We start from the raw sequence: 26,129 nt of genomic DNA, 5'->3' as shown, positions 1-26,129 counted from the left end.
CCGCTCCTGCGCAAGTGCGCAATGCAAAACCGGCACTCAGGTGCCGGTTTTTTTATATCCCGTATCAGAACGTATAGCTGCGGTGTGACTACACGAAGAGCACAGAGCTTGAGTCTCCCCCCCTCTTGCCCACAGATAAAAAAACGGCTCCATCAAGGAGCCGTTTTCAATGGATTGCGCAGTGCCGATTACTCGACGGTCGCTTCCACACTGGTGAAGTACTCGATCTTGGCCGCTTTGCGCAGCTCGTCGATCAGAGACTTGTAATCCACCTGAGCTTTGCCCTGACCCAGCTGAGCTTGCAGCATGGCAGCCATGCCGGATGCGGCGGCAGGGACGTTGACCTTGTCCAGCGCAACCACAACGCGGTCGCCATTGGTCTCGGCAACCAGAGCCACGCTCGGCTTGCCGTCGATCGGATGGGGCAGTGTGAACGCCTGGGCAATCAGGTTCTGATCCAGCTCGCGATCGAAGCGGGCAACCCCTTTGTGGGTCTCCACTTTCAGACCGAGTGCAGTCAGATCGGCGGTGATGCTCTCACCGACCTTCAGCTTGTCCAGCAGACCCTGGGCCTTGCCACGAGCCACTTCACTGGCCTTGTCATGCTTGATGGCGGCAATCACCTGCTCTTTCACCTCGGCCAGCGGCTTGACCGCTTTGGGCTTGTGACCAGTGATGTGCAGCACCAGCGCCTTGCCGTCAGCCAGTTCGATCACGTCGGAGTTGGTATTGTCATCGCGCAGCTGCTCGGAGAATGCCACGGAGAGCACCTTGGGATCGTTCAGCGGAGCCGGAGCAGTCGCCTGGGTGAAGAAATCGGAAGATTGAACCTTCATCCCCATGGCATCAGCGGTCAGATCCAGCGAGTCCGGGTTTTCGAAGCTGTTGTCAGCCATCTTCTGCTGCTCGGCAAAGAACTTCTCCTTGGCCTTGTCAGCTTGCAGACGAGTGATGGTCTCTTCTTTCACATCGGCAAACGGCTTGGTCTGGGCTGCTTCAACCCCCAGCAGCTTGATGATGTGGAAACCGAACGGGCTCTTCACCACGGTGGAGAGATCGCCGGCCTTGTTCAGGGAGAACGCGGCTTTCTCGAAGGCCGGATCCATCACCCCTTTCTCGAACCAGTCCAGCTCGCCGCCTTTTTTGGCAGAGAAGGTATCGGAAGAGTCAGCCTTGGCCAGCGCAGCGAAATCATTGCCCGCCTTGGCTTTGGCCAGCACGGCTTCTGCTTTCTGCTCGGCCGCTTTCTCATCCTTGCCAAACGGGATCAGGATGTGAGCCACGTGGCGACGTTCGGCACGCTGGAACAGATCCTGGTGCTGATCGTAGTAATCCTGGGCATCCTGCTCGGTGACCTTGATATCCTTGGCGAGGTTGGCAGCGTCCAGCAGCAGATAGTCGACCTTGACCTGCTCGTCGTTCATGAAACGGGCGCCATTGGTCTTGTAGTACTGCTCCAGCTCGTTGTCGGAGACCTGAACATCAGCCATGTAGTTGGCGGCAGCCAGACGCACCAGACGCAGATCGCGAGTCTGGTTGTAGAGCTTGTCGAGCTGCTCCGCTTCACCCTTGAGGGAGAATTCGGTGCCCAGCAGAGCGCTCATCAACTGTTGACGCACCATGTCCTGACGCAGGGAGTCACGGAACATTTCGGGAGTCATGCCGGCACGACGGATCAGCTGCAGATAGCGGTCATTGTTGAACTTGCCGTTCTCGGCAAACTCCGGCATGGCCACGATGGCTTGCTTGATCTGTTCGTCACTGATGCGCAGACCCAGTTCACGGGCCTTACTGTCCAGCAGCGCCTGATCGATCAGCCGATCCAGCACACCGCGGCGGAACTGTTTCATGTAATCGGGGTTCGCGGCCAGCTGGCTGAATGCCTCTCCCATCTGGGATTCCATGCGGGCGCGCTCGTTACGGTAGGCATTTTCCAGTGCCGCAGCACTGATCTCGGTGCCATTGACGGTGGCGGGGGCGGTACGGGCCGGGCCGTTCAGGTAACTACCTACACCAGCCAAGGCAAAGGAGAGGATGATCAGGCCCAAGATAACCTTGGCTACCTTGCCCTGCGCCCCTTCGCGTAGTTTATCCAACATCATGTTTGTACTTATGCTCCCGAACTCGATGGGCGTAAACAATAAAAAGGCGCACCGATTGCGATGCGCCTTGGTCAATCAGTATGAGAGAAGACTCTCTAACTTGTCTGGTCTGCGACCAAGGACGGTAGCCGACGGATATCAGCGACCGACTTAGTTAACAGCGTCTTTCAGGGCCTTACCGGCTTTGAAGGCAGGAACTTTACCAGCAGCGATTTCGATGGTCGCGCCAGTCTGCGGGTTACGGCCTGAACGGGCAGCACGCTCGCGTACAGCGAAAGTACCGAAACCAACCAGAGCAACCTGGTCACCCTCTTTCAGCGCTTCACCAACAGCATCAATGAAGGCATCCAACGCACGGCCAGCGGCAGCTTTGGAGATATCGGCACCGTCTGCAATCTTGTCAATCAGTTGAGATTTATTCACTCTTATATTCCCCTTTTATCAAACACCGCTGCGGCGCTGATTTCCCTGGCCACAACAAGTGGAGGTTTTATAGCAAGCCTCCTGATCAGTTGCAAGTGACAATCTGGCGCAAACCCGCGCCACACAACGCATTGCGACTCATCACGAGTACCCGATCGGTGGTCAAGGCTACTTCCGTTATCGGGCGCATGCAAGCCTTAACCACCCGCCGAATGCGCCAAATTTGCGGCGCATCAACATTTACACGACAGAAACGCGCTCAAACCCCTGTGGATTGTCCTGCAACGCCAATTCCAGCACCTCGTCAATCCAGCGAACCGGATAAATTTCAAGGTCTTGTTTGACGTTTGCCGGGATCTCCTCGAGGTCACGCTCGTTCTCTTTCGGAATAAGCACTCGCTTGATGCCGCCACGATGGGCTGCCAGCAACTTCTCCTTGAGACCACCGATGGGCAGTACTTCGCCGCGCAAGGTGATCTCCCCTGTCATCGCCACATCAGCACGAACCGGATTACCGGTCAAGCTGGAGACCAGGGCGGTACACATGGCGATACCGGCGCTCGGACCATCTTTCGGGGTGGCCCCTTCCGGTACGTGCACGTGGATATCGCGCTTCTCGTAGAAGTCGGCGTTGATGCGCAGCTTCTCGGCACGGGCCCGTACGACCGTCATGGCCGCCTGGATGGACTCCTGCATCACGTCACCGAGGGAACCGGTATAAGTGAGCTTGCCCTTGCCCGGCATGTTGGTGGTCTCGATGGTGAGCAGATCGCCCCCCACTTCGGTCCACGCCAGACCACACACCTGACCCACCTGGTTCTGGTCGGTGGCCTTGCCGTAATCGAAACGCTGCACCCCGAGGAACTCCTTGAGGTTCTCCTGATTGACCTGAACATGTTTGATGCTCTTGTCCAGCAGGATGCGCTTGACCGCCTTGCGACAAATCTTGGAGATCTCGCGCTCCAGACTCCGCACACCCGCCTCGCGGGTGTAGTAGCGGATCACTCCGACCAGGGCAGAATCTTCGATGGTGATCTCGGACTCTTTCAGGCCGTTGCGCTGGATCTGCTTGGCAACCAGATGCTGCTTGGCAATGTTGAGCTTCTCATCTTCGGTGTAACCGGAGAGACGGATCACTTCCATCCGGTCCAGCAAGGGGCCCGGGATGTTCATGGAGTTGGAGGTGGCCACGAACATGACGTCCGACAGGTCATAATCCACTTCCAGGTAGTGATCGTTGAAGCTGTTGTTCTGTTCCGGATCAAGCACTTCCAGCAAGGCGGATGCGGGATCGCCGCGCATGTCCGAGCTCATCTTGTCGATCTCGTCGAGCAGGAACAGCGGGTTCTTCACGCCGACTTTCGCCATCTTCTGGATGAGTTTGCCGGGCATGGAACCGATATAGGTACGGCGGTGACCGCGGATCTCCGCTTCGTCACGCACCCCACCCAAGGCCATCCGCACATATTTGCGGCCTGTCGCCTTGGCGATGGATTGGCCCAGCGAGGTCTTGCCCACACCGGGAGGCCCAACCAGACAGAGGATGGGGCCCTTGAGCTTGTTCACCCGTGCCTGTACCGCCAGATATTCGAGGATGCGATCCTTGACCTTCTCGAGGCCATAGTGATCGGCATCCAGCACCTCTTGCGCCTTGCCAAGGTCTTTTTTGACCTTGGAGCGCGCCTTCCACGGCACCTGTACCATCCAGTCCACATAGCTGCGAACCACTGTTGCCTCGGCAGACATGGGAGACATCATCTTCAGCTTGGCAAGCTCGGCCTGGGCCTTTTCACGGGCATCTTCCGGCATGCCAGCCTCTTCAATCTTGCGATTAAGGGCTTCGAACTCATCCGGGCTATCTTCCAGCTCACCCAGCTCTTTCTGGATGGCCTTCATCTGCTCGTTGAGGTAATACTCGCGCTGGCTCTTTTCCATCTGCTTCTTGACGCGAGTACGGATGCGCTTCTCGACCTGCAGCAGGTCAATTTCCGACTCCATCATCGCCATCAGGAATTCGATGCGCTCGGAAACCGAGACGATCTCCAGCACCTTCTGCTTGTCTTCCAGCTTGAGCGGCATGTGGGCCGCCATGGTGTCAGCCAGACGCGCAGCATCGTCGATCGCCGAGATCGAGGTCAGTACCTCGGGCGGGATCTTCTTGTTGAGCTTGATATAGCCTTCAAACTGGCCGATGGCGGAGCGAACCAGTACTTCCTGATCCTTCTCCTCAATAGCTTGGGAGGGGATGTACTGAGCCTCGCAGACAAAGAAATCCTTGTCGTCGATCATCCGCTCCAGGCGGGCACGCTGCCCACCCTCTACCAGCACCTTGACGGTGCCGTCCGGCAGCTTGAGCATCTGCAGAATATTGGCCACTGTCCCGACGGTGAAGATCTCCTCCACAGTCGGCTCATCGGTTGACGCATCCTTCTGGGCCACCAGCAGAACTTTCTTGTCCTGCTCCATGGCCGCTTCCAGACAGCGAATGGATTTTTCCCGCCCCACAAAGAGTGGAATGACCATGTGGGGATAAACCACCACGTCACGAAGAGGCAGGACGGGAATCTCGATGCGTTCTGAACGCTCTAGGTTCATATATGTCCTCTCGGCTTGTTATACCGTTGGCAAAGCGCTTGGCTGAGTATATGGGGGCGCTGAGATGAGATTCAATCGCCGAAACCGTAAAAAGCATGAAAGGGGCAAAAAGCCCCTTCCATTTGATTAAAAATCAGACATTTACTCTGATGCAGCAGCCTGAGTCTCGGGATTCTCGTAGATCATCAAGGGCGCAGAGTCCCCTTTGATCACGGTCTCGTCGATCACCACCTTGCTGACCCCTTCCAGAGAAGGCAGGTCATACATGGTATCCAGCAGAACGGCTTCCACAATGGAACGCAGACCACGAGCACCAGTTTTACGCTCCATCGCCTTGCGAGCAATGGCGTTGAGCGCGTCGTCACGGAACTCCAGCTCGACCCCTTCCAGATCGAACAACGCCGCGTACTGTTTGGTCAGCGCGTTTTTCGGCTCTTTCAGGATCTGGATAAGGGCAGACTCGTCCAGCTCGGTCAGGGTCGCGACCACCGGCAGACGACCGATGAACTCGGGGATCAGACCATATTTGATCAGATCTTCCGGCTCCACCTTGGCGAAGGTTTCGCTCAGGGTGGCCTTGGCATCCTTGGATTTCACCTCGGCGCCAAAACCGATACCGGTTCCCTTCACGGAACGCTGCTCGATCACCTTGTCCAGACCGGCAAAGGCACCGCCACAGATAAAGAGGATCTTGGAGGTATCAACCTGCAAGAACTCCTGCTGCGGATGCTTGCGACCACCTTGCGGCGGCACGGAAGCAATGGTCCCTTCGATCAGCTTGAGCAGTGCCTGCTGTACCCCTTCCCCGGAGACATCGCGGGTGATGGAGGGGTTGTCCGACTTGCGGGAGATCTTGTCGATCTCGTCGATATAGACGATGCCACGCTGGGCCTTCTCTACGTCGTAGTCGCACTTTTGCAGCAGCTTCTGGATGATGTTCTCCACGTCCTCGCCCACATAACCGGCTTCGGTCAGGGTGGTCGCATCGGCCATGGTGAACGGCACATCCAGCAGACGAGCCAGAGTCTCGGCCAGCAGGGTTTTACCGCTACCGGTCGGGCCAATCAGCAGGATGTTGGATTTGCCGAGCTCCACACCACTGTTTTCGCCGCTGTTGCGCAGACGCTTGTAGTGGTTGTAGACGGCAACGGCCAACACCTTCTTGGCGTACTCCTGCCCGATCACATAGTCATCGAGATGAGCGCGGATCTGATGAGGGGTCGGCAGCTCGTTACCATCGCGCTTGGGAGAGATCTCGCGGATCTCTTCGCGGATGATGTCGTTGCACAGCTCGACACACTCATCGCATATGTAGACGGAAGGGCCAGCGATCAGCTTGCGCACTTCATGCTGGCTTTTGCCGCAAAAAGAGCAGTAGAGCAGCTTATCGCCCTCACCCTTGCGTTTTTCTGTCATTCAGCAACCTCGTTTTATCAATAGAGGATGGATCGGCCTGTTGAGTTTACAACAGACCGGGACACCCTGCTCAGCTACGCTGGCTCAGGACACCGTCTACCAGACCATAGGCCACAGCCTGCTCGGCGGACATGAAGTTGTCACGATCGGTGTCACGCTCGATAGTAGCCATGTCCTGACCGGTGTGGAACGCCAGGCGCTCGTTCAGGGTATTTTTAATCTTCAGGATCTCCTGGGCGTGGATCTGGATATCAGATGCCTGCCCCTGGAAGCCACCCAGCGGCTGGTGGATCATCACACGGGCGTTAGGCAGGCAGAAACGCTTGCCCTTGGCGCCACCGGCCAGCAGGAAGGCACCCATGGAACAGGCCTGCCCCATGCAGACGGTGCTGACATCCGGCTTGATGAACTGCATGGTGTCGTAGATGGACATGCCCGCAGTCACCGAACCACCCGGCGAGTTGATGTAGATATAGATGTCCTTGTCCGGATTCTCGGACTCGAGGAACAGCAGCTGGGCAACCACCAGATTGGCCATGTGATCTTCAACCTGACCAGTCAGGAAGATCACCCGCTCTTTCAGCAGACGGGAGTAAATATCGTAGGAACGTTCACCCTTGGCAGTCTGTTCGACCACGATGGGGACCAGCGCATTGCTGGGAGAATCGGTCATATCGTTATAGTTCTTGTACATAAGGCATTGTCCCTAAAATAAAATGGCCCGAGTGGAGATCACACGAGCCATTATACTTAACAGTCTTGACCTTAAGTCAAATGTTCTTAGGCAGCGGCGCCAGACTTGTTGATCACTTCGTCAAAGGCAACTTCTTTTTCGGTCACTTGCGCTTTGGAGAGGATCAGGTCGATAGCTTGATCTTCTACTGCCAGGTTACGAACGCCGTTCAGCATCTGTTCGTTCTTCTGGTAGTACTCGATCACTTCCTTCGGATCTTCGTAGGCAGTCGCCATGGACTCGATGATGCTGTTTACACGGGCATCGTCAGCCTTGATCTCGTTGGTACGGATCACGTCACCCAGCAGCAGGCCTACGCGTACACGACGCTCGGCTTGAGCCTGGAACAGTTCAGCCGGCAGCTCGGGAGCGTTGCCGCCCTGGAAGCCACCGAAGCGCTGCAGAGCCTGCTGACGCAGTGCGTCGATCTCTTGAGCAACAGCTGCTTTCGGCAGGTCGATTTGGTTGGCTTCAACCAGACCGTTCAGAACCTGCTCTTTCACGCTGTTTTTCAGGGCTTGAGCCAGTTCGCGCTCCATGTTCTTGCGCACTTCGGCTTTCAGCTCTTCAACAGAACCGCTTTCGATACCGAAACGCTTCACGAACTCTTCGGTCAGCTCAGGCAGGATCTGCTCTTCAACCTTGATCAGCTTGGAAGCGAACTTGGCTTCTTTGCCTTTCAGGTTTTCAGCGTGGTAGTCAGCCGGGAAGGTCACTTCGATGGTGAACTCGTCGCCCGCTTTCTTGCCCAGGATGGCGTCTTCGAAGCCCGGGATCATACGGCCAGCGCCCAGCACCAGGTTGAAGCCTTCAGCTTTGCCGCCGTCGAACTCTTCACCGTCGATGGAACCGACGAAGTCCATGGTCACACGCATGCCATTGGCAGCGGCAACATCGGCATCAGCCCAGGTAGCGTGCTGCTTGCGCAGGGTGTCGATCATGTTGGCCAGATCTTCATCCTTCACGGTAGCAACCGGCTTCTCGACCTTGATGGTCTCGAGACCTGCAACTTCGAACTCCGGATACACTTCGAAAGTGGCGGTGAATTCGAAATCCTGACCTTCTTTGATCTCTTTCGGATCCATGGTCGGGGCACCGGCCGGGCTCAGTTTGTTTTCGATGATGGCTTTGATGAAGTTGCTCTGCATCATTTCATCAGCAACGCGGGCGTGAGCCATGGCGCCGAACATCTTCTTGATGATGGCAACCGGAGCCTTGCCAGGACGGAAACCGTCGATGCGACGAGTTTTGGCCAGGCCATTCAATTCTTTACGCACAGCGGCGTCTACGGTAGCGGCCGGTACAGTGATGGTAAGACGGCGTTCCAGACCCTGGGTTGTCTCTACAGAAACTTGCATTCTTCTACCTCGTTCAACTCAGCACTGTGTGCTGACCCTTTATTGCCCCTGGGCAAAGCCCGGAGTCTTCCTGTTTATAAAGACAACGATATGTCTTTGTGATGAGAAAATATGACGCGGCATTATAGCGGCGCACTTTGGTCGAGTCGAGCCACACATCCCCCACATTGAGCGGTGTGCAAGCACAATTCGTGCAAAACTGCCCTTTATATGGGGAGAGAGGTGCCAGACTTCAACTATCCGATGGCAATAATTTTGCGTTTGCTCACCTTTTTTCATCCGAACGCCGCTTTATTGCCCATCTTTCGCCGAAAAACAGCCCACCGTTGCGGGCGGCGACTCAATTTGACCAGCCAAATGGCGATTGAGCCAATCAACCATTGCGTCCCTACCCCTCCCTCGTTATGGTGACAACCAAATTGATGATCTGGAGTCACTCACATGGCCTTTTTCCGCTTCTTGTTCAATCTGCTCTGGTTTGTACTGGGAGGTATCTTTATGGGCCTAGCCTGGTGGCTGGCCGGTCTTGTCTGCTTTATCTCGCTGGTCGGCATCCCCTGGGGACGTGCCTGCTTCGTGATCGGCACCTTTACCTTCTTCCCGTTTGGCAAGCAGGCGGTCAATCGCAAGACCATGACCGGCCAGAGTGATATCGGCACCGGCACTCTGGGGCTGATTGGCAATATTCTCTGGTTCGTGCTGATCGGTGTCTGGCTGGCCATCGGCCACATCGCTTCCGCACTGGCCTGCTTCGTGACCATTATCGGTATCCCGTTTGGTATCCAGCACCTCAAGCTGGCACTCATCAGTCTGGCGCCCATTGGCCAGATGATCGTGACCAATCAGGAGGCGGAATCGGGCCGCTATATCCGCTAACGGCGGGAAATGCGCGGGCAGACGCTGCCCTGCAACGAAAAAAAGGGCAGACTAGGGTCTGCCCTTTTCTATTCTCTTTTGTTGAGGCCATCATGTTACCCAGCCACTTTTTCGCCAATCTCGCCCGCATGAAACTCATCTATCGCTGGCCCCTGATGCGCAACATCCAGCCGGAAAACATTGCCGAACACAGCCTGCAGGTCGCCATGGTGGCCCATGCCCTCGGCATTATCAAAAACCGACTGTTTGGCGGCAGCGTGAATGCCGACCGTGCCGCGGTGATGGCCCTCTATCACGACAGCAGTGAGGTGCTGACCGGCGATCTGCCCACCCCGGTCAAATACTTCAACCCCGAAATTGCCCGCGAGTACAAGAAGATAGAGCTGGCCGCCGAACAGCGTCTGCTTGGCATGCTGCCGCCGGAGCTGGTGGAGGATTTTCGCCCGCTGCTCGACTCGGCTATGCAGGATGAGGAGCTGGCCAGACTGGTCAAGGATGCCGACACCCTCTGCGCCTATACCAAGTGTCTGGAGGAGATCAACGCGGGCAACCGGGAGTTCGAACCGGCTCGCAAGCGCCTTGAAGCCATGCTGGCAGCCCGGATGAGCGATGAGATGCGCTACTTTATCGACACCTTCGTGGCCAGCTTCTCCCTGCCGCTCGATGAGCTTAACGCTCACTAAGCCAGTCTACATGACTAGAAAACTGAAGGGCCCGCCGGTTTGCACCGGCGGTGCCCTTCGTTCTTTATTGCGCATTAGATGCAACGCATCAGTGACCCAGCTCGCGGGACGGTACCAGACCGCTCGCCCGCCAGGCGGGATAGAGGGTCGCCACCAGACTCATCAGGATGGCGGCGCCCGTCACGATGAGCAGGTCCTGCATATGCAACTCGGTCGGCAAGAAGTCGATAAAGTAGATATCCGGATTGAGGAAGCGATGGCCGATGAGCTTTTCGACAACGCTCAGGATCTGGGTCAGCTTGCTCGAAAGCAGCCCGCCCAGCAGGGCGCCAAGCAGCGCACCGGCCACGCCGTTGACCATGCCCTGAATGACGAAGGTAAGCCGGATCTGGCCGGGGCTCGCCCCCATGGTCTTCAGGATGGCGATCTCGCTGCGCTTCTCGTTCACCGCCATCACCAGAGTGGAGACGATATTGAAGCAGGCGACGGCCACCACCATCAGCATCACCACATACATGACGGTACGCACCATCTGGATGTCCTGATAGAGGTAGCCCTGGCTGTTCATCCAGCTACGGATGTAAACATGATGGGGGAACTGCTGTGCGGCGGCTACCGTGATGGATTGCGCCTTGAGCACATCGCTCACCCGCAGGCTAAAGCCCTCCACATCGCTGCCCATACCGGTGATCGCTTGCGCATCAGCCAGATGCATAAAGCCGAGCAGACCGTCTAGCTGACCGCCGATCTCCAGCAGCCCCACCACGGTCAGGGCTTCGCGCCGGGGATTCTTGATCCCGGTCTGATCACCCCCTTGTGGCAACAACAAGCCAAGAGTGTCCCCGACCTTGACTCCCAGTTTGTCGGCAATGGTCTTGCCAAGGATCACCCCACGCTCACCCGGTTGCAGCTCACGCAGGCCGCGGCCCGTCATGTATTTGCCCGCATCCGACAAATTGGCTTCCAGCTCCGGCAATACAGCGCGCAGTTGCACCCCCTTGAGGGCGGAGCCGTGCTCCAGCAGGCCATTGAGGCGAATGACCGGCGCAGCGGCCTCGACGCCCGGCTGGGCCAGCAGGTAGTCACGCAGACGAGGCCAATCCGGCAGCGGCCGCTCGACGGCGTCCAGCTCACCTTGCGGCACGACCGAGAGCACCCGATCTTTAAGCTCCCGCTCGAAACCGTTCATGGCGGAGAGGCCCAGGATCAGCGCCATCACCCCGAGGGCGATACCGATCAGGGAAGAGGCAGAAATAAAGGCGATAAACCCGTTGCGACGGCGGGAGCGGCTGTAACGCAGGCCCAGAAAGAGGGGCAGCGGTTTGAACATCAGGCAACCTCCGCCATCACGCCGCTCACCAAGGTCACCCGGCGATGGAGCTTGGCCGCCAGGCTCAAGTCGTGAGTCACCACCACAAACGCAGTGCCCAGTTCACGATTCAGTTCACACAGCAGTTCATACACCGCGGTGGCACTGGCGTGATCCAGATTGCCGGTGGGTTCGTCCGCCAATACCAGACTAGGTTCGTTGACCAGCGCCCGGGCGATCGCCACCCGCTGACGTTCGCCACCGGAGAGCTCGGACGGTCTGTGGTTGAGACGATGGGAGAGCCCTACCCGTCCCAGCATCCGGGTCGCCTTCTCGGTAGCGACCGCCACCGACTCACCTGCGATCAGCAGCGGCATGGCGGCATTTTCCAGCGCACTGAACTCGGAGAGCAGGTGGTGGAACTGGTAGACAAAGCCCAGCTCGCGGTTGCGAAAACGGGCCTGGGTGCGGCTGTCCCAATGATGGATATCCTCACCCTTGAACAGCACGGCGCCGCTGGAGGGGTTGTCGAGCGCCCCCATCAGATGCAGCAGAGTAGTCTTGCCGGAGCCCGAGCTCCCCACTACCGCCAGCATTTCGCCGGGTGCGACACAGAGATCGATCCCCTTGAGCACCTGAGTCTCCAGCTCCCCCTCTTTATAGACATGGTTGAGCGCCTGGCAGCGCAGCAGAGGTTCACGGGATACGGATTCATTCATAACAGGGGCTCCACTTACGCCAGTGACCACAGAGGCACCAGTAACAACGCCGGTACTCGCACCGGAGGTAACAACAGAAGATGTATTATTCACGGCATTACTCATAACGCAGCGCCTCGGCCGGTTTCACCCGTGCGGCGCGGGCCGCCGGATAGAGGGTGGCACTGAAACTCAGCAGCACGGCGCCCAGCAAAATGGTGATGACCTGAGCCGGCTCGACGATGACCGGCAGGCCACTGCCGCCCGCCGCCATATAGAGGTTGAGCCCCACCGCATTGAGCAGGGGGTTGAGACCCAAGGAGAGCGCCAGGCCAGCCAGCCCGCCAAACAGGGCACCAATCACCCCGCTGGAAGCGCCAAGCACCATGAAGATTTTGACGATCCCCGATTCACTCATGCCCATGGTGCGCAGGATGGCCACTTCGCCCTCCTTGTCCGTTACTACCATCACCAGCGCGGAGAGAATGTTGAAGGTCGCAACGGCGATGATCAGCACCAGCATCAACCCCATCATCCGTTTTTCCATGGCAACCGCCTGGAACAGCTCGCCCCGCTCGCGGCGCCAATCCTGCCATATCAAGCCATCCGGCAACGGTGTCTTGATCACCTCATCGGCCGCAAAGGGATCATCGAGCCAGAGGCGAATGCCACCGACGGTTTCTGTCGGCAGGCGCAGCAGCCGCTGGGCATCCCCCAGGGCGATCAGCGCAATCTGGTTATCCACATCGGCGCCGACCCCGAAGATACCGGAGACGGTAAAGAGGCGCTGGGCCGGTACCCGGCCAAACGGAGTGAAGCGGGTCCCCTCGGTCAGGAGCAGGCGAACCTGATCGCCGATGGATACATTGAGGCGACGCGCAACCCCCTGCCCCAGCACGATGCGGTAGTGGCCGGCCTGCAGGGTATCGAGGCGCCCCCCCAGCATCTGGGAGTGCAGGATGTCATCCTTGGGCCACTTCGCAGGATCGATGCCCTGCACACTCACCCCGGTCAGCTGGCCGGGACTTTGCAGCATCCCTTCGCTGTCGAGCATGGGGGCCGAGGCGACCACATGGGGTAATTTGGCCAGATCCGGCAAGCCTTGCGGGTCGGCATCAATGCGGCCAGCCTGATTGGTCACCACCACATGGGGGATCACCCCGAGGATGCGCCCTTTGAGCTGCCCTTCGAAACCGTTCATCACCGAAATGACCACCATCAGGGCGGCGACCCCGATGGCGATGCCAAAGGTAGAGAACAGGGAGATAAATGAGACGAAGCGATTGCTGCGCTTCGAGCCTGCATAACGCAGGCCGATGGCCAGCGAAAGGGGCTGAAAAAGTCCGGTCTTCAAGGATATGTACGTTGCCAACAAAATAAGATACCGGATAATAAAGGGAAACCGTCCATGACAACAAGGGATAGCCTCCATGCAGGAACAGTTCTTCAGCGTCACTCATGCCACGCCGGTCAATGTGATCCCCATGCCGGCCGACTTCCATCTCCCCTCGCTGGAGGAGCTGGACGCTGAGCTGCCGGAGCCCTTTCGGATCTCTTCGGCCATTACCTCCATCGATCTGGTGACCACTCGCCTGCTGCGCAACCAGAACGAGTCGATGCACGATCTGATCGAGATCGTCAATCAGCAGTCCCGCAAGATCGACATGATCATGGGCTATGTGCTCTCCCTGCAGGACCATCCGGAGCAGCGCTTTCACACCCTGCGCTTCGGGGCTGGCCAGCTCACCTACCTGCACCCCTATCATGGTCACGGGGATGCGCCGCACCTGCACCAGATCGTGCGTCTCAAGATCTTCCTGCGGGAAGAGGCGGCCGCCATCTACTGCTATGGCCAGGTCAAACAGCTTGACGGCGGTGAACATGGCACCCATGTGCAGCTCGACTATGTGCGGATCCGCGAAGATGACCGTGAACTGCTGGTTCGTGCCAGCCTCCACGTGCAATCGAAGCAGCTCAAGCTGCGCGCCCAAGAACGTCAGCGCTAACCAGAGCAAACGTCAGCGATAGATAACGTCAACGTTAAAAGAATCGAATCATGCCAATGACACTCCCCGCCTTGCCCGCCAAAGCGGGCCAAAAGATCACGCTCGGCCAGCTGGTCGGCAGCAGCCTCTCGCTGATTGCAGCCCGTCTCACCAATGAAGCCAAGGGGCCGGTACTGCTTATCACCGCCGATACCCCGAGCGCCCTGCGCCTTGAACAGGAGCTGCACTATTTGCTGGCAGACAAGCAGCTAGCCGATCAGTCCGCCCCCGTATTGCTGTTCCCCGATTGGGAGACCCTGCCCTACGACACCTTCTCTCCCCATCAGGACATCATCTCCCAGCGGCTCGAGACCCTCTACAAGCTGCCGCAGATGAGCAAGGGGGTATTGATTGTCCCCATCTCCACCCTGATGTTGCGCTGCGCCCCTCGGGTCTATCTCGACAAATACAGCCTGATGGTGAAGGCCGGTCAGCGCCTCAACCTGCAACAGCTGCGCGGCCGCCTGGCCGAGGCGGGTTACGTGGCGGTGGATCAGGTGCTGGAACATGGCGAATTTGCCGCCCGCGGCTCCCTGCTCGATCTCTTCCCCATGGGCAGTAGCAGCCCCTATCGCATCGACTTCTTCGACGATGAAGTGGACTCCATCCGCCCGTTCGATCCCGAAACCCAGCGCTCCAGCGAACCGGTCGTGACGGTCAGCCTGCTGCCCGCCCGGGAATACCCCACCGACGAGGCAGCCATCGAACTGTTTCGCGGCCAGTTCCGCGAGCAGTTCGAGCTGTCGCGGGCCGAGGGTTCCGTCTATCAGGAGGTGAGCAAGGGGCGCTGGCCCGCCGGCATCGAGTATTATCTGCCGCTCTTCTTCAACCAGACCGCCAGCCTGTTTGACTACCTACCGGAAGAGACCCTGCTGCTCACCGTGGGGGATATCTACCCCGCCGCCCAGCGCTTCTGGAACGACATTGGCCAGCGCTATGAAGACAGACGCTGGGACAACACCCGCCCACTGCTACCCCCGGCCCAGCTCTATCTGCCGGTGGAGCAGCTCTTTGCCTCTCTGGGCCAATATGGTGCGGTGCGGCTGCAAGAGGCCGCCACTGCGGGCGATGCAGGTCAGCACGATCTGCCTATCTCGGCGCTGCCGGATCTGCAACTCGATCACAGCAAGGAACAACCCCTGCTGGCGCTCAACCAGTTCCTGCAAGGTTTTGCCGGGCGCACCCTGTTTGCGGTGGAGTCCGAAGGACGGCGGGAGGTGCTCGGCGATCTGCTTGCGCGTATCTCGCTGCAACCCAAAGAGTTCCCCTCCCTCGACGCCTTTATGGCAAGCCAGGATCGTCACGGCCTGCTGGTGGCACCGCTTGAACGTGGCTTCCTGTGGCAGGAGGCCGGTCAGGATCCATTGGCGCTGATCACCGAGACTGAACTGCTGGGCGGCAAGGTGCGCAGCAAGCGGGCGCGGGAGAAGAGCAAAAACTTAAGCTCCGATGCGGTGATCAGAAACCTGGGCGAGCTGACCCAGGGTCAGCCAGTGGTTCATCTGGATCACGGGGTCGGCCGCTATCTGGGGCTCGAAACCATCGACGCCGGTGGTCTGCCCACCGAGTTTTTGACCCTCGAATATGCCGGCGGCGACAAGCTGTTCGTGCCGGTCACCAGTTTGCACCTTATCAGCCGCTACACCGGCTCTGATAACCCGCCCAGCCACAAGCTCGGCGGTGAGGCCTGGAGCAAGGCGCGACGCAAGGCGGCGGAGAAGGTGCGCGACGTGGCAGCCGAGTTGCTGGATGTCTACGCTCATCGCGCCGCTCGCGCCGGTTTTGCCTTCAAGCACGACAAAGAGGCCTATCGCCAATTTGCTGCAAGCTTCCCATTCGAGGAGACCGACGATCAGCTCAACGCCATCAATGCGGTGCTGGGGGACATGTGTCAGGCCAAGAGCATGGACCGACTGGTGTGCGGCGACGTGGGTTTCGGCAAGACCGAAGTGGCGATGCGGGCGGCATTTGTGGCCGTGCATGGCGGCAAACAGGTCGCCGTGCTGGTGCCCACCACCCTGCTGGCGCAACAGCACTACGACAACTTCCGCGACCGCTTCGCCAACTGGCCGGTGCGGGTCGAGGTGCTGAGCCGCTTCCGCTCCGCCAAGGAGCAGAGCGCTGTGATGAAGGAATTGGCCGAAGGCAAAGTGGACATCATCATCGGCACCCACAAGCTGCTCGGCTCCGAACTCACCTTCAAGGATCTGGGACTGCTCATCGTCGATGAGGAGCACAGATTCGGGGTGCGCCAGAAGGAGAAGATCAAGGCTCTGAGGGCCAATGTGGATATCCTCACTCTCACCGCCACCCCTATTCCGCGCACCCTCAACATGGCGATGTCCGGCATGCGGGATCTCTCCATCATCGCCACCCCGCCCGCCAAGCGACTCGCCATCAAGACCTTCGTACGCCAGCACGAACCGGCGGTGGTACGCGAGGCGGTGCTGCGTGAACTCAAACGTGGCGGCCAGGTCTACTACCTGCACAACGACGTGGAGAGTATCGAGAAGTGCGCCGCCGACCTGGCGGAGCTGGTGCCAGAGGCCCGCATCGGCATCGCCCACGGCCAGATGCGCGAACGTGACCTTGAGCGGATCATGTCTGACTTCTACCACCAGCGCTTCAACCTGCTGGTTTGCACCACCATTATCGAGACCGGTATCGACGTTCCGAGCGCCAACACCATCATCATGGATCGGGCGGATCATCTCGGTCTGGCCCAGTTGCACCAGCTGCGGGGCCGGGTTGGCCGCTCCCACCATCAGGCCTACGCCTACCTGCTCACCCCCCATCCCAAGCTGATGACCAAGGATGCGGCCAAGCGGCTGGAGGCGATCGCCTCGCTCGAAGATCTCGGCGCCGGTTTTGCGCTGGCGACCCACGATCTGGAGATCCGTGGCGCGGGCGAACTGCTCGGCGACGATCAGAGCGGCCAGATCGAATCGGTCGGCTTCACCCTCTACATGGAGATGCTGGAGCAGGCGGTCGAGGCGCTGAAAAATGGCAAGGAGCCGTCGCTGGAGCAGCTGATGAGCCAGCACACCGAGGTGGAGCTGCGCCTGCCTGCACTGCTGCCGGATGACTATATTCCGGACGTCAATATGCGCCTCTCCATGTACAAGCGGATCGCCAGTGCGGCGGACGAGCAGGAGCTGCGCGAGCTCAAAGTGGAGCTGATCGACCGCTTTGGCCTCTTGCCAGAGGCGACCAAAACCCTGCTGGAGCTGGCAGCCTTCCGTCAGCGTGCCACCGCCCTTGGCATTCGCCGGGTGGAGATGAGCGAGCGCGGCGGCTATCTCGACTTCACTCAGGAGACCAAGGTCAATCCGGCCTATCTGGTCAAACTGCTCTCCAGCCAGCCACGGGTCTACAAGATGGACGGGCCGACCCGGCTGCGCTTCCAGGTGCCGACCCAAGATCGCGCCATGCGCCTGAAACTGGTGGATGGTTTGCTGGCTGATCTGGCCAACAACAGCCTGTGAGTCTCTGCAACGCTGGCGGCGAGCCAGAGAGATAATGCCAACTAAAACGGGAGCCACATTGGCTCCCGTTTTGTTTATGTTGGCTGGTGACTAGCGTCTCCCCTTGTGGGAGAAGGGTCGGGGATGAGGGGGGGGCAGTGAAAACCATTCCCCTCACCCTGCCCTATCCCTGGGGGAGAGGGAATCGCATCGGTAAATGTTGGGCTTCGCTGCGCTCAGCACCAACCTACACCTCTGACGATCAGCCCTGGTTGGCTGGATCCTCATGGGCGGAGAACTCGCGCATAAAGGCCTCGGCGCGCTCTACCATCTTGGTCGAGCCAACAAAGTAAGGGGTACGCTGGTGCAGCGCAGTGGGCTGGATATCCATGATGCGGCCAAAACCGTCGGAGGCCTTGCCACCGGCCTGCTCCACGAGAAACGCCATCGGGTTGCACTCATAGAGCAGGCGCAGCTTGCCGTTCGGCGAGTTGGTGCCGGACGGATAGATGTAGATGCCGCCCTTGAGCAGGTTGCGATGGAAATCAGAGACCAGGGAGCCGATATAGCGGGAGGTGTAGGGTCTGTGGGTCGCTTCGTCGCGCTCCTGACAATATTTCAGGTACTTCTTCACCCCGTCCGGGAACTTGATGTAGTTGCCCTCGTTGATGGAGTAGATCTTGCCCTCTTCCGGAATGCGGATGTTCTCGTGGGAGAGGCAGAAGCAACCGATGGAGGGGTCGTAGGTAAAACCGTTGACGCCAAAGCCGGTGGTGTAGACCAGCATGGTAGATGAGCCGTAGACCACATAACCGGCGGCGACCTGACGGTTGCCCGGTTGCAGGAAGTCCTCCAGGGTCACCGGCGAACCTTGCGGGCTCAAACGGCGGTAGATGGAGAAGATGGTTCCGACCGAGACGTTGACGTCGATATTGGAGGAGCCATCGAGCGGGTCGATCAGCACCACATACTTGGAGTTTTTGGAGAGCGGTGAGTCAAAGGCCACGAAGTCCTCTTCCTCTTCCGAGGCCATGCCGCACACCTCGCCGCGCGCTTCCAGCGCCGCCTTGAAGCGTTCGTTGGCGTAGACATCCAGCTTCTGCTGCACCTCGCCCTGTACGTTTTCAGCGCCCATGGAACCGATGATATCCGCCAGTCCCGCCTTGTTGATCTCCCGGTTCACCACCTTGGCAGCAAGGCGGATCGAGCTGAGCAACGAGGTCAGCTCGCCGGTCGCGGTAGGATAATCCGCCTGCTTTTTGACGATGAACTCACCCATGGTGATCATGTTTCGCATTTTTGTTCCTTTAGATCGCATCCGTTGGCATTGAAAACGTTTGCAGGCATCGGCAAAAAAAATGCCGATCACCGGCGGCCTTGATTTGTAACCTAATGTAACGTCTGTTTTTTGTTTTTGCAGCGAATTAAGCGGCCTATTAAATAGGCTATTTTGCTTCACGTTATGGTAAAAGGCGCGTTTTATTCGGTTTCAATCGATAACTTTCAGCCCCTTAATTCGTGGCAATAACCTGCTGCAAGCCATGAGCTGACTGGCCTTGGGCCATTAAAAATGGAGTCTGATGGGCCTGCCGTTCCCTCAGCCATTGCCTCTTGAGATCCGATCGCCAATCCAGCACACTGATTTCGCTTTGGAAGCAAATAAAACTCAAGGATTATCAATGAACAAGACTCTCATTGCCGGCATGGTAGCCGGACTGTTTGCCCTTCCCGCCTGGGCTGCCCAGGTGCCTGCCGGTACCAAGCTGCTGCCGGATGCCCAACAAATCTACGTGACCAATATCGGCACCGAACCCACCACCATCGACCCCCAGCTGGTAGAAGAGACCGCCGGTAGTGCCATCGTCAACGATCTGTTTGAAGGGCTCTATGAGCTGGATAATACAGGCAAGATCAAACCAGCAGGCGCCGTCAGCTACGAGGTCGACAAGACAGGTACCGTCTACACCTTCAAGCTGAGGCCCGAGGCCAAGTGGTCAAACGGTGAACCGGTCACCGCCGCCGATTATGTCTACGGCTGGCAACGGGCGGCCGATCCCAAGACGGCCTCCAACTACGCCTGGTTTATCGAGTTGACCGGAGTGGTCAATGCAAGGGAGGTGACACAGGGCAAGAAGAGCCCGTCAGAACTCGGGATCAAAGCGCTCGATGACCACACCCTGCAAGTCACCCTGAAAAATCCGGTCCCCTTCTTCCTGAAGACGCTGGCCCACTACACCACGTTCCCGGCCCCCAAGGCCACCATTGAAAAATTCGGAAAGGATTGGGTCAAACCGGGCAATATCGTCTCCAACGGTGCCTTTGTACTCAAGGAGTGGACCCCCAACGAGCGGCTGAGTGCCGAGCGCAATACCCACTACTGGAACAACCAGCACACCGTCCTGAACAAGGTGATCTATCTGGAGATCGTCTCCGAAACCGCCGCCTACAACCGCTATCGCACCGGTGAACTGCACTACACCACTTATCCGCTGGAGCAGTACAAGCAGCTCAAGAGCAAGAGCCCGGAAGAACTGGTCAGCGTCCCCACGCTGGCCAGCTATTACTATGTCTTCAATACCCAGCGCAAACCGTTCGATGACCCGAAAGTACGCAAGGCGCTCTCGCTCGCCATCGACCGGGAGACCATCACCGACAAGATCCTGGGGCAGGGACAAATTGCCGCATATAGCTTCACGCCCCCCATTGTGGACGGTTTTGAATTGAAAAAACCGGCCAGCCAGCTGCAGAGCAAAGAGGAGCGGATCAAGCAAGCCAAAGCCCTGTTGGCCGAAGCGGGTTATGGTCCGGACAAGCCACTCACCGTGGACATTCTCTACAACACCAACGAGAGCCACAAAAAGATTGCGCTGGCCGTCTCCTCCATGTGGAAACACAACCTGGGGGTCACTGCCACCCTCAACAACATGGAGTGGAAGACCATGGTCTCGGCACTCAACGAGGGGGATTTTGGCGTTAGCCGCTATGGCTGGAACGGGGATTATAACGACGCCTCCACCTTCCTCGATATCATGACCTCCAGCAGCAGTGCCAACAGCGGCAAGTGGTTCAACAAGGAGTACGACGCCCTGCTGGCCAAGGCCCACGACTCGCTGGATCCCGCTGAACGCAATGCCCTGTATCAACAGGCAGAAGCGCTCATTGATGCGGATGCCCCCATCGCCCCCATCTATTTCTCGGTCAAATCCAGGTTGCTCAAGCCTTTCGTGAAAGGCTACCCCCACCTTAACCCGCAGGATGTGGTCTACAGCAAGGAGCTCTATCTGGTTGCCCAGTAACCGGCTCGGCAAGATGTGACCATAAAAAAGCGCCTGCATTGCTGCAGGCGCTTTTCATTGGCGGCCAAGCGGGCCATTGGGCCTACTTACACCTTCACGCAAGATTACTCTTCGGGACAAGGAGCCAGCACTACCCGACGGCGCCCCATCACCACCGGACGCACCAAGAGCTGTGCCAGCAAGACCCCCAGCAGGGTCAACCCACCCCCGATCAGGTGATAGCTGGTCAACCGCTCACCCAGCAGGGTGATGGCAAGGCCAGCCGTCATCACCGGCAGCAGGTTCATAAAGATGGCGGTACGGTTGGCACCGAGCAGGGCGATACCCTGCATCCAGAGCCAGGGCGAGAGCGCCGAAGTGGGGATACCGGCATAGAGGATCAGCCACAGGGCACGCCCATCCGGCCACTGGCCATCCACCAGCAAAAAGAAGGGGGTCAGGATCACCACACTGCAGATCACCTGACCGTAGAGCAGCGACCAGTTGTCGAGCCCCAGATCCCACTTCTTGAGCAGCACGCTGTAAAGGGCATAAGTACCGGCCGAAATCAGCATATAGACAGAGCCGATATGAATGCCTTGGGTAAACAGCCGGGTCGGATCCCCCTGCCCCAGCAAGATAGACAAGCCAAGGATGGAAAGCAGCGCCCCCAGCACGGCGCCCCAAGTGGGCCGCTCACGCAGCAGCCAGATGCTGAACAGCACGGTCAGCAGCGGCGTCAGTCCCATCATCAACCCCATCTCGGTGGCTCCCAGAGTTTGCGCCGCGTAGTACCCAAAAGTCTGGTTGAGCACCATGCCCAGCGAAGCCAGCATGGCGATCTGCCAAAAACCGGCACGAATGCGGGCACGCGCACGCCATACCCGACGGGCCAGAAACGGGCTTAATACCAACGCAGCCACCACCCAGCGCGACCAGGCCAAGGCCGCCGGGGACAACACACCAACCGCCAGTTTGCTGACGATGCCATTGCCAGCCCAGATGGCAATGCAGGAGAAGGGAAACAGAAAGGCAAGGGGCATGAGCGGATCCAGACCGAAGAGACAACAGCGGGCCAGTATAGGGGGCGATGGGAGAGAAACAAAGGTGTGGGCCTGAACAGCCACATGGTGAACGCCAGTAGCCAGAAACAAATATGCCCGCAAAAGTGCGGGCATATCAGTGCAGAAACAGGTTCAGAAGCGCATCACGCGGCATCCATGTGCAGTCTGGAGATCAGCTCGTTGACCTCGGTGACTGTCTGGCGATGGGGAATATCCGCCGGATTCGGCATCAGCAACAAACCGGATTGGAAATCAAACCGCCCCCGACCATGGATGTAAATCCGACCTTTAAAGAAGGTTTTGACATGCTTTGCCACCATCAGTGGCAGGTACTTCTTGAACACTCTCATCGTTTGCAACCTCTTGCAGTTGTATCCGTATGACAGCAGCTTCTGCGAATTAATTCCGTAAAATATTTATAAAAATCCGGAAAACTCGCCCATCTCTTCCCAAAAAATTCAATCTATAACTTTTTATTAACTTTTAGCCTATTGTATGCGGCCCTTCGAGCCAGAGCAAGGCTCCTTTGCCATCGTGCCACTCGATACAAGCGATCCCCGAGGTGGCGAACATGGGTGCTCCTGCTGCCGGGCAGAGGCTTTGCACCAGATAACCCACCAGCGGCAGATGGCTGACCATCAGGATCTGGTCATGTTGTTCAGCCAAAGTGGTGAGGTAGCTGGCCACGAAAGCGGGATCACCGTAAGGGGTAATGTCGCCACTCTCTTCAACGGCTGCTGCGTCAGGTAATTCACTGCATATGGCTTGCCAGGTCTGGCGTGCCCGCAGATAGTTGCTGTGGATCACCCGATCCAGCGGGCCAATCAGCTGAGGCGCCAGCCAGCGGGCCATCTGGATAGACTCTTCAATACCCTGCTCGGTCAATGGACGCTGTTCATCTGTTTTCGCATTCATGCCAGCCTGGCCATGACGCATGATATAGATCTTCATTACAACCTCGCCCAACGGGCCTGTTTTGATAGCCGGGGGATCTTACCCCGCCACGGGTGTGGAAACAATTGCGCTACCTCTCAGAAAAGGGTTTGCCTGACGGGATAGCGGGGTCGATAATCATGTTTAAATTCAAATAAATCCAACGTGAGTCACACGCCAATGAGCCCATATGCCAGTCCCAATGACCATCGGCAATACCATTTTCTGGAGCTGGCCAACCGGCTCAGGGTCTTGTTGATTTGTGATCCCGACACCGACAAATCCGCCGCCTCACTGGCGGTCAATACCGGCCATTTTGACGACCCCGCCGACCGGCAGGGAATGGCCCATTTTCTCGAGCACATGCTGTTTCTCGGCACCTGCACCTACCCCAAGCCTGGTGAGTACCAGCAATTTATGAGCCGTCATGGCGGCAGCAACAACGCCTGGACCGGCACCGAGTTCACCAACTTCTTCTTCGAGATCGACAACGGCTTCTTCGAAGCGGGGCTGGATCGCTTCTCCCAGTTCTTTATCTGCCCCACCTTTGATCCGGAGTGGGTGGACAAGGAGCGCAACGCGGTCGACTCCGAGTATCGCCTCAAGCTGCAGGACGACATGCGCCGCAGCTATCAGGTGCATAAAGAGACGGTCAACCCGGCGCACCCCTTCTCCAAGTTCTCGGTGGGCAACCTCGATACCCTGGCCGATCTGCCGGGGCGGGATCTGCGCTCCGACCTTATCCGTTTTTACGAAAGCCACTACAGCGCGGATCGCATGGCGTTGGTGATGATCTCGCCGGAATCCATCGATATCCAGTTGCAGTGGTGCTGTCGCTACTTTGCTCCCATTTTGAATCGCAATTTGGGAACCCCGACCCTCACCATGCCACTCTACCGGCTCGACGATCTCGGCGTGCGTATCCACATCAATCCGGTCAAGGAGACCCGCAAGCTGTCGCTCAGCTTCCCCTTGCCCAATGTGGACGAGTTTTACGACAAAAAGCCCCTCACCTTCCTGAGCCATCTGATTGGTTATGAGGGGGATGGCAGCCTGCTCTCCCTGCTCAAGGCGAGAGGCTGGGTCAATCAGCTCTCGGCGGGCGGTGGCATCAGCGGCGCCAACTTCAAGGATTTTGGCGTCAACTTTGGCCTCACTCCTCTGGGCCTTGAACATGTGGACGACATCCTCGCCGCCCTGTTTGGCTATCTGAAACTGATTGGCCGCGAAGGGCTGCAGAGCTGGCGCTATGACGAAAAACGGACCGTGCTCGAATCGGCGTTTCGCTTTCAGGAGCGCGGCCGCCCCCTCGATACGGTGTCGGGGCTGGTGCTCAACCTCTTTAGCTACAAACCAGAGGATCTGCTCTACGGCGACTACATGATGCGCGAATATGACGAGGGGCTGATCCGCCGCTTCCTCGCCAAACTCACCCCGCACAACCTGCGAATCACCATCACTGCGCCGGAAGTGGCGACCGATCGGCTGGCCCGCTGGTATCAGACCCCCTATAGCGTGGCGACCATTACCGAGGCCGAGAAAATTCGCTGGCAACAGAGCGAGCCGGCGCCGGCGCTGGCGCTGCCCAAACCCAACCCCTTTATCAGCAGTAGGCTCGATCCGCGCACGCCCGAGCTTGCCGCCGACATGCCCGCCTGCCTTATCGATCGCCCCGGTTTTCGCCTCTGGCACCTCCATGAGCACCTGTTCAGCGTGCCCAAGGGCAATCTCTATATCTCCATCGACAGCGAACATGCGGTCAAAAATCCGCGCAATATAGCCATGGCGCGCCTCGCCGTGGAGCTGTTGGCCGACCACCTCAACGCCCTCACCTATCCGGCGGAGCTGGCGGGGCTGGGCTATCAGATCTATGCCCATCAGGGGGGCTTTACCATCAACCTGAGCGGCTTTGCCGACAAGCAGCCGCTGTTGCTCGACATGATCCTCGGCAACCGCACCCTGGGGTATCCGGATCCGGGTCGCTTCGCCGAGATCAAGGAGCAGCTCATTCGCAACTGGGATAACCAGTCCAAGGCGCGCCCCATTTCCCAGCTCTTTAACCAGCTCACCAGTTTGCTGCAACCGAACAACCCGCCGTTCGAGCAGTTGCTGCGCCACCTGCGCACCGTCGAGCTGGAGGAGATGCCCGGCTTCGTGGCCCAGCTGTTTGGCGAGGTGCATGTCGAGGCACTGGTGCATGGCGACTGGACTGCCGCCGAAGCGCTGGAGCTGGCCGCCCTGATGGAGCGTCACCTGAGCGATATCAATGGCACCAGCAGCAAGCCGAGCGGCGAGACCCGTCGTCCGCTCATCTCCATTCAGGACAGGGGCACCCTTATTCGCGAACAGGGTTGCGATCACGAAGACTCAGCACTGCTGGTCTACTACCAGTCCCGTACCACCCGGGCGCGGGATCTCGCCTGCTTCACTCTGGCGAACCACATCATGTCCTCCACCTTCTTCCATGAACTGCGCACCCGCCAGCAACTGGGGTATGTGGTGGGTGCTGGCAACCTGCCTCTCAATCGCCACCCGGGGCTGATCTTCTATATCCAGTCGCCGGTGGCGGGGCCGCAGATCCTGCTCGATGCAGTGGAGGAGTTTATCGACCTCTTCCCGCTCGCCATGCTCGAATTTACCGAGCAGCAGTGGCAGGAGAGCAAGGCGGGGCTGCAAGCCCAGCTGAGCGAGCGGGATGCCAACCTGCGCAGTCGCGGCCAGCGGCTGTGGGTCAGCATCGGCAACAAGGATCTGGGGTTCGATCAGCGGGAACGGGTCTGCGACGAGGTAGGCAAGTTGAGTCGCGCCGATCTGGTGCGCTTTATCACCCAGCTGCGCTCGCGCACCTCCGATCGACTGATCCTCTGCAGCTATGGTCAGGGGCACGAACATGACGAGCGGATCACCGGCCAGTTTATCGACGATCCACGGGCATTTCGGCTCAATGCCGCCACCTTCGAGGCCTGATCAGGCCTCGACATCCCCCGTTTTTCCTGCCCACGGTAAATCGCAGGCAATAAAAAGCCGACCCATCAGGGTCGGCTGGAAAAACCATAACAATTGCGACCAGAGCCGCCAAAAGTGAACATGAGCGTGAAAATCAGACACTGAGTTGCTGATCAGCAAGCGGGAAAGACCCGATACTCGCTTTGCAA

Annotated in this window: 19 protein-coding genes; 6 read left to right on the top strand and 13 right to left on the bottom strand. The window is 58.3% G+C overall.

The genetic code is table 11. The features are described 5' to 3' along the window. Window positions 1-188: 188 nt before the first annotated feature. From ppiD to tig, 6 genes are all read right to left on the bottom strand, one after another. Window positions 189-2,102: a peptidylprolyl isomerase gene (ppiD, locus tag AB5Y83_RS14575; RefSeq protein WP_368175399.1), complete on the bottom strand. Its 1,914-nt coding sequence runs from the start codon at window positions 2,100-2,102 to the stop codon at window positions 189-191. Window positions 2,103-2,252: 150 nt separating this feature from the next. Next, window positions 2,253-2,525, bottom strand: a complete 273-nt coding sequence (hupB, locus tag AB5Y83_RS14570) for a nucleoid-associated protein HU-beta (protein ID WP_005315375.1) — start codon at window positions 2,523-2,525, stop codon at window positions 2,253-2,255. A 240-nt stretch (window positions 2,526-2,765) separates the two neighbouring features. Continuing rightward, on the bottom strand, window positions 2,766-5,120 hold the full coding sequence (gene lon, locus AB5Y83_RS14565) for an endopeptidase La (RefSeq protein ID WP_005336976.1): 2,355 nt from the start codon (window positions 5,118-5,120) through the stop codon (window positions 2,766-2,768). A 141-nt stretch (window positions 5,121-5,261) separates the two neighbouring features. Continuing rightward, window positions 5,262-6,536 (bottom strand): ATP-dependent protease ATP-binding subunit ClpX, encoded by a 1,275-nt coding sequence (gene clpX / locus AB5Y83_RS14560; RefSeq protein WP_005336977.1) that lies wholly within the window; start codon window positions 6,534-6,536, stop codon window positions 5,262-5,264. A gap of 70 nt (window positions 6,537-6,606) precedes the next feature. Beyond that, window positions 6,607-7,230 carry an ATP-dependent Clp endopeptidase proteolytic subunit ClpP gene (gene clpP, locus AB5Y83_RS14555; RefSeq protein ID WP_005336979.1) on the bottom strand — a complete coding sequence of 208 codons (624 nt, stop codon included), beginning with the start codon at window positions 7,228-7,230 and terminating at the stop codon, window positions 6,607-6,609. 86 nt (window positions 7,231-7,316) lie between these two features. Next, entirely contained in the window at window positions 7,317-8,627 is a 1,311-nt protein-coding gene (tig, locus tag AB5Y83_RS14550; RefSeq protein ID WP_005345092.1) for a trigger factor, read from the bottom strand. A 441-nt stretch (window positions 8,628-9,068) separates the two neighbouring features. Here tig and AB5Y83_RS14545 point away from each other — a divergent pair, with 441 nt between their 5' ends. Further along, a complete protein-coding gene (locus tag AB5Y83_RS14545; RefSeq protein ID WP_158110079.1) occupies window positions 9,069-9,503 on the top strand; it encodes a YccF domain-containing protein in 435 nt (144 codons plus the stop codon). Window positions 9,504-9,595: 92 nt separating this feature from the next. Further along, window positions 9,596-10,186 (top strand): 5'-deoxynucleotidase, encoded by a 591-nt coding sequence (gene yfbR, locus AB5Y83_RS14540; RefSeq protein WP_151286560.1) that lies wholly within the window; start codon window positions 9,596-9,598, stop codon window positions 10,184-10,186. 88 nt (window positions 10,187-10,274) lie between these two features. Here the strand turns inward: yfbR and lolE are convergent, their stop codons facing one another. From lolE to AB5Y83_RS14525, 3 genes are all read right to left on the bottom strand, one after another. Next, window positions 10,275-11,516, bottom strand: coding sequence for a lipoprotein-releasing ABC transporter permease subunit LolE (gene lolE / locus AB5Y83_RS14535; RefSeq protein ID WP_005360064.1), 1,242 nt, complete (start codon window positions 11,514-11,516; stop codon window positions 10,275-10,277). Next, window positions 11,516-12,214: a lipoprotein-releasing ABC transporter ATP-binding protein LolD gene (gene lolD / locus AB5Y83_RS14530; protein ID WP_368175398.1), complete on the bottom strand. Its 699-nt coding sequence runs from the start codon at window positions 12,212-12,214 to the stop codon at window positions 11,516-11,518. The genes lolE and lolD overlap by 1 nt, the downstream gene beginning before the upstream one ends. 97 nt (window positions 12,215-12,311) lie before the next feature. Further along, window positions 12,312-13,547 (bottom strand): lipoprotein-releasing ABC transporter permease subunit, encoded by a 1,236-nt coding sequence (locus AB5Y83_RS14525; RefSeq protein WP_368175397.1) that lies wholly within the window; start codon window positions 13,545-13,547, stop codon window positions 12,312-12,314. A 76-nt stretch (window positions 13,548-13,623) separates the two neighbouring features. Between AB5Y83_RS14525 and AB5Y83_RS14520 the strand changes: the two genes are divergently transcribed. Both AB5Y83_RS14520 and mfd read left to right on the top strand, forming a co-directional pair. Continuing rightward, window positions 13,624-14,199 carry a hypothetical protein gene (locus tag AB5Y83_RS14520; protein WP_064336238.1) on the top strand — a complete coding sequence of 192 codons (576 nt, stop codon included), beginning with the start codon at window positions 13,624-13,626 and terminating at the stop codon, window positions 14,197-14,199. 56 nt (window positions 14,200-14,255) lie between these two features. Beyond that, window positions 14,256-17,723: a transcription-repair coupling factor gene (gene mfd, locus AB5Y83_RS14515; RefSeq protein ID WP_368175409.1), complete on the top strand. Its 3,468-nt coding sequence runs from the start codon at window positions 14,256-14,258 to the stop codon at window positions 17,721-17,723. A gap of 241 nt (window positions 17,724-17,964) precedes the next feature. Here the strand turns inward: mfd and fbp are convergent, their stop codons facing one another. Then, window positions 17,965-18,999 (bottom strand): class 1 fructose-bisphosphatase, encoded by a 1,035-nt coding sequence (gene fbp, locus AB5Y83_RS14510; RefSeq protein WP_005336993.1) that lies wholly within the window; start codon window positions 18,997-18,999, stop codon window positions 17,965-17,967. 382 nt (window positions 19,000-19,381) lie between these two features. Between fbp and AB5Y83_RS14505 the strand changes: the two genes are divergently transcribed. Beyond that, window positions 19,382-20,998: a peptide ABC transporter substrate-binding protein gene (locus tag AB5Y83_RS14505; RefSeq protein ID WP_368174443.1), complete on the top strand. Its 1,617-nt coding sequence runs from the start codon at window positions 19,382-19,384 to the stop codon at window positions 20,996-20,998. 104 nt (window positions 20,999-21,102) lie between these two features. On the opposite strand, the gene AB5Y83_RS14500 is transcribed toward AB5Y83_RS14505, so the two are convergent. From AB5Y83_RS14500 to sixA, 3 genes are all read right to left on the bottom strand, one after another. Continuing rightward, window positions 21,103-22,020, bottom strand: coding sequence for a DMT family transporter (locus AB5Y83_RS14500; protein ID WP_107683106.1), 918 nt, complete (start codon window positions 22,018-22,020; stop codon window positions 21,103-21,105). A 164-nt stretch (window positions 22,021-22,184) separates the two neighbouring features. Then, a complete protein-coding gene (locus AB5Y83_RS14495; RefSeq protein WP_005336998.1) occupies window positions 22,185-22,391 on the bottom strand; it encodes a DUF1107 domain-containing protein in 207 nt (68 codons plus the stop codon). A 133-nt stretch (window positions 22,392-22,524) separates the two neighbouring features. After that, window positions 22,525-22,992 carry a phosphohistidine phosphatase SixA gene (sixA, locus tag AB5Y83_RS14490; RefSeq protein WP_021230584.1) on the bottom strand — a complete coding sequence of 156 codons (468 nt, stop codon included), beginning with the start codon at window positions 22,990-22,992 and terminating at the stop codon, window positions 22,525-22,527. 162 nt (window positions 22,993-23,154) lie between these two features. Here sixA and AB5Y83_RS14485 point away from each other — a divergent pair, with 162 nt between their 5' ends. Next, window positions 23,155-25,941 (top strand): insulinase family protein, encoded by a 2,787-nt coding sequence (locus tag AB5Y83_RS14485; RefSeq protein WP_368175396.1) that lies wholly within the window; start codon window positions 23,155-23,157, stop codon window positions 25,939-25,941. Window positions 25,942-26,129: the final 188 nt, after the last annotated feature.

The sequence above is a fragment of the Aeromonas sp. R5-4 genome (assembly GCF_040908215.1).
Taxonomy (GTDB): Bacteria; Pseudomonadota; Gammaproteobacteria; order Enterobacterales; family Aeromonadaceae; genus Aeromonas; species Aeromonas veronii.
Note: the sequence above shows the minus strand (reverse complement) of the source record. Positions and strands in the feature narration are given on the sequence as shown.

Coding starts and splice junctions, on each gene's coding strand:
- ppiD (WP_368175399.1), bottom strand. CDS start 2,102: ATGATGTTGGATAAACTACGCGAAGGGGCGCAGGGCAAGGTAGCCAAG.
- lon (WP_005336976.1), bottom strand. CDS start 5,120: ATGAACCTAGAGCGTTCAGAACGCATCGAGATTCCCGTCCTGCCTCTT.
- clpX (WP_005336977.1), bottom strand. CDS start 6,536: ATGACAGAAAAACGCAAGGGTGAGGGCGATAAGCTGCTCTACTGCTCT.
- clpP (WP_005336979.1), bottom strand. CDS start 7,230: ATGTACAAGAACTATAACGATATGACCGATTCTCCCAGCAATGCGCTG.
- tig (WP_005345092.1), bottom strand. CDS start 8,627: ATGCAAGTTTCTGTAGAGACAACCCAGGGTCTGGAACGCCGTCTTACC.
- AB5Y83_RS14545 (WP_158110079.1), top strand. CDS start 9,069: ATGGCCTTTTTCCGCTTCTTGTTCAATCTGCTCTGGTTTGTACTGGGA.
- yfbR (WP_151286560.1), top strand. CDS start 9,596: ATGTTACCCAGCCACTTTTTCGCCAATCTCGCCCGCATGAAACTCATC.
- lolE (WP_005360064.1), bottom strand. CDS start 11,516: ATGTTCAAACCGCTGCCCCTCTTTCTGGGCCTGCGTTACAGCCGCTCC.
- lolD (WP_368175398.1), bottom strand. CDS start 12,214: ATGAATGAATCCGTATCCCGTGAACCTCTGCTGCGCTGCCAGGCGCTC.
- AB5Y83_RS14520 (WP_064336238.1), top strand. CDS start 13,624: ATGCAGGAACAGTTCTTCAGCGTCACTCATGCCACGCCGGTCAATGTG.
- mfd (WP_368175409.1), top strand. CDS start 14,256: ATGACACTCCCCGCCTTGCCCGCCAAAGCGGGCCAAAAGATCACGCTC.
- fbp (WP_005336993.1), bottom strand. CDS start 18,999: ATGCGAAACATGATCACCATGGGTGAGTTCATCGTCAAAAAGCAGGCG.
- AB5Y83_RS14505 (WP_368174443.1), top strand. CDS start 19,382: ATGAACAAGACTCTCATTGCCGGCATGGTAGCCGGACTGTTTGCCCTT.
- AB5Y83_RS14500 (WP_107683106.1), bottom strand. CDS start 22,020: ATGCCCCTTGCCTTTCTGTTTCCCTTCTCCTGCATTGCCATCTGGGCT.
- AB5Y83_RS14495 (WP_005336998.1), bottom strand. CDS start 22,391: ATGAGAGTGTTCAAGAAGTACCTGCCACTGATGGTGGCAAAGCATGTC.
- sixA (WP_021230584.1), bottom strand. CDS start 22,992: ATGAAGATCTATATCATGCGTCATGGCCAGGCTGGCATGAATGCGAAA.
- AB5Y83_RS14485 (WP_368175396.1), top strand. CDS start 23,155: ATGAGCCCATATGCCAGTCCCAATGACCATCGGCAATACCATTTTCTG.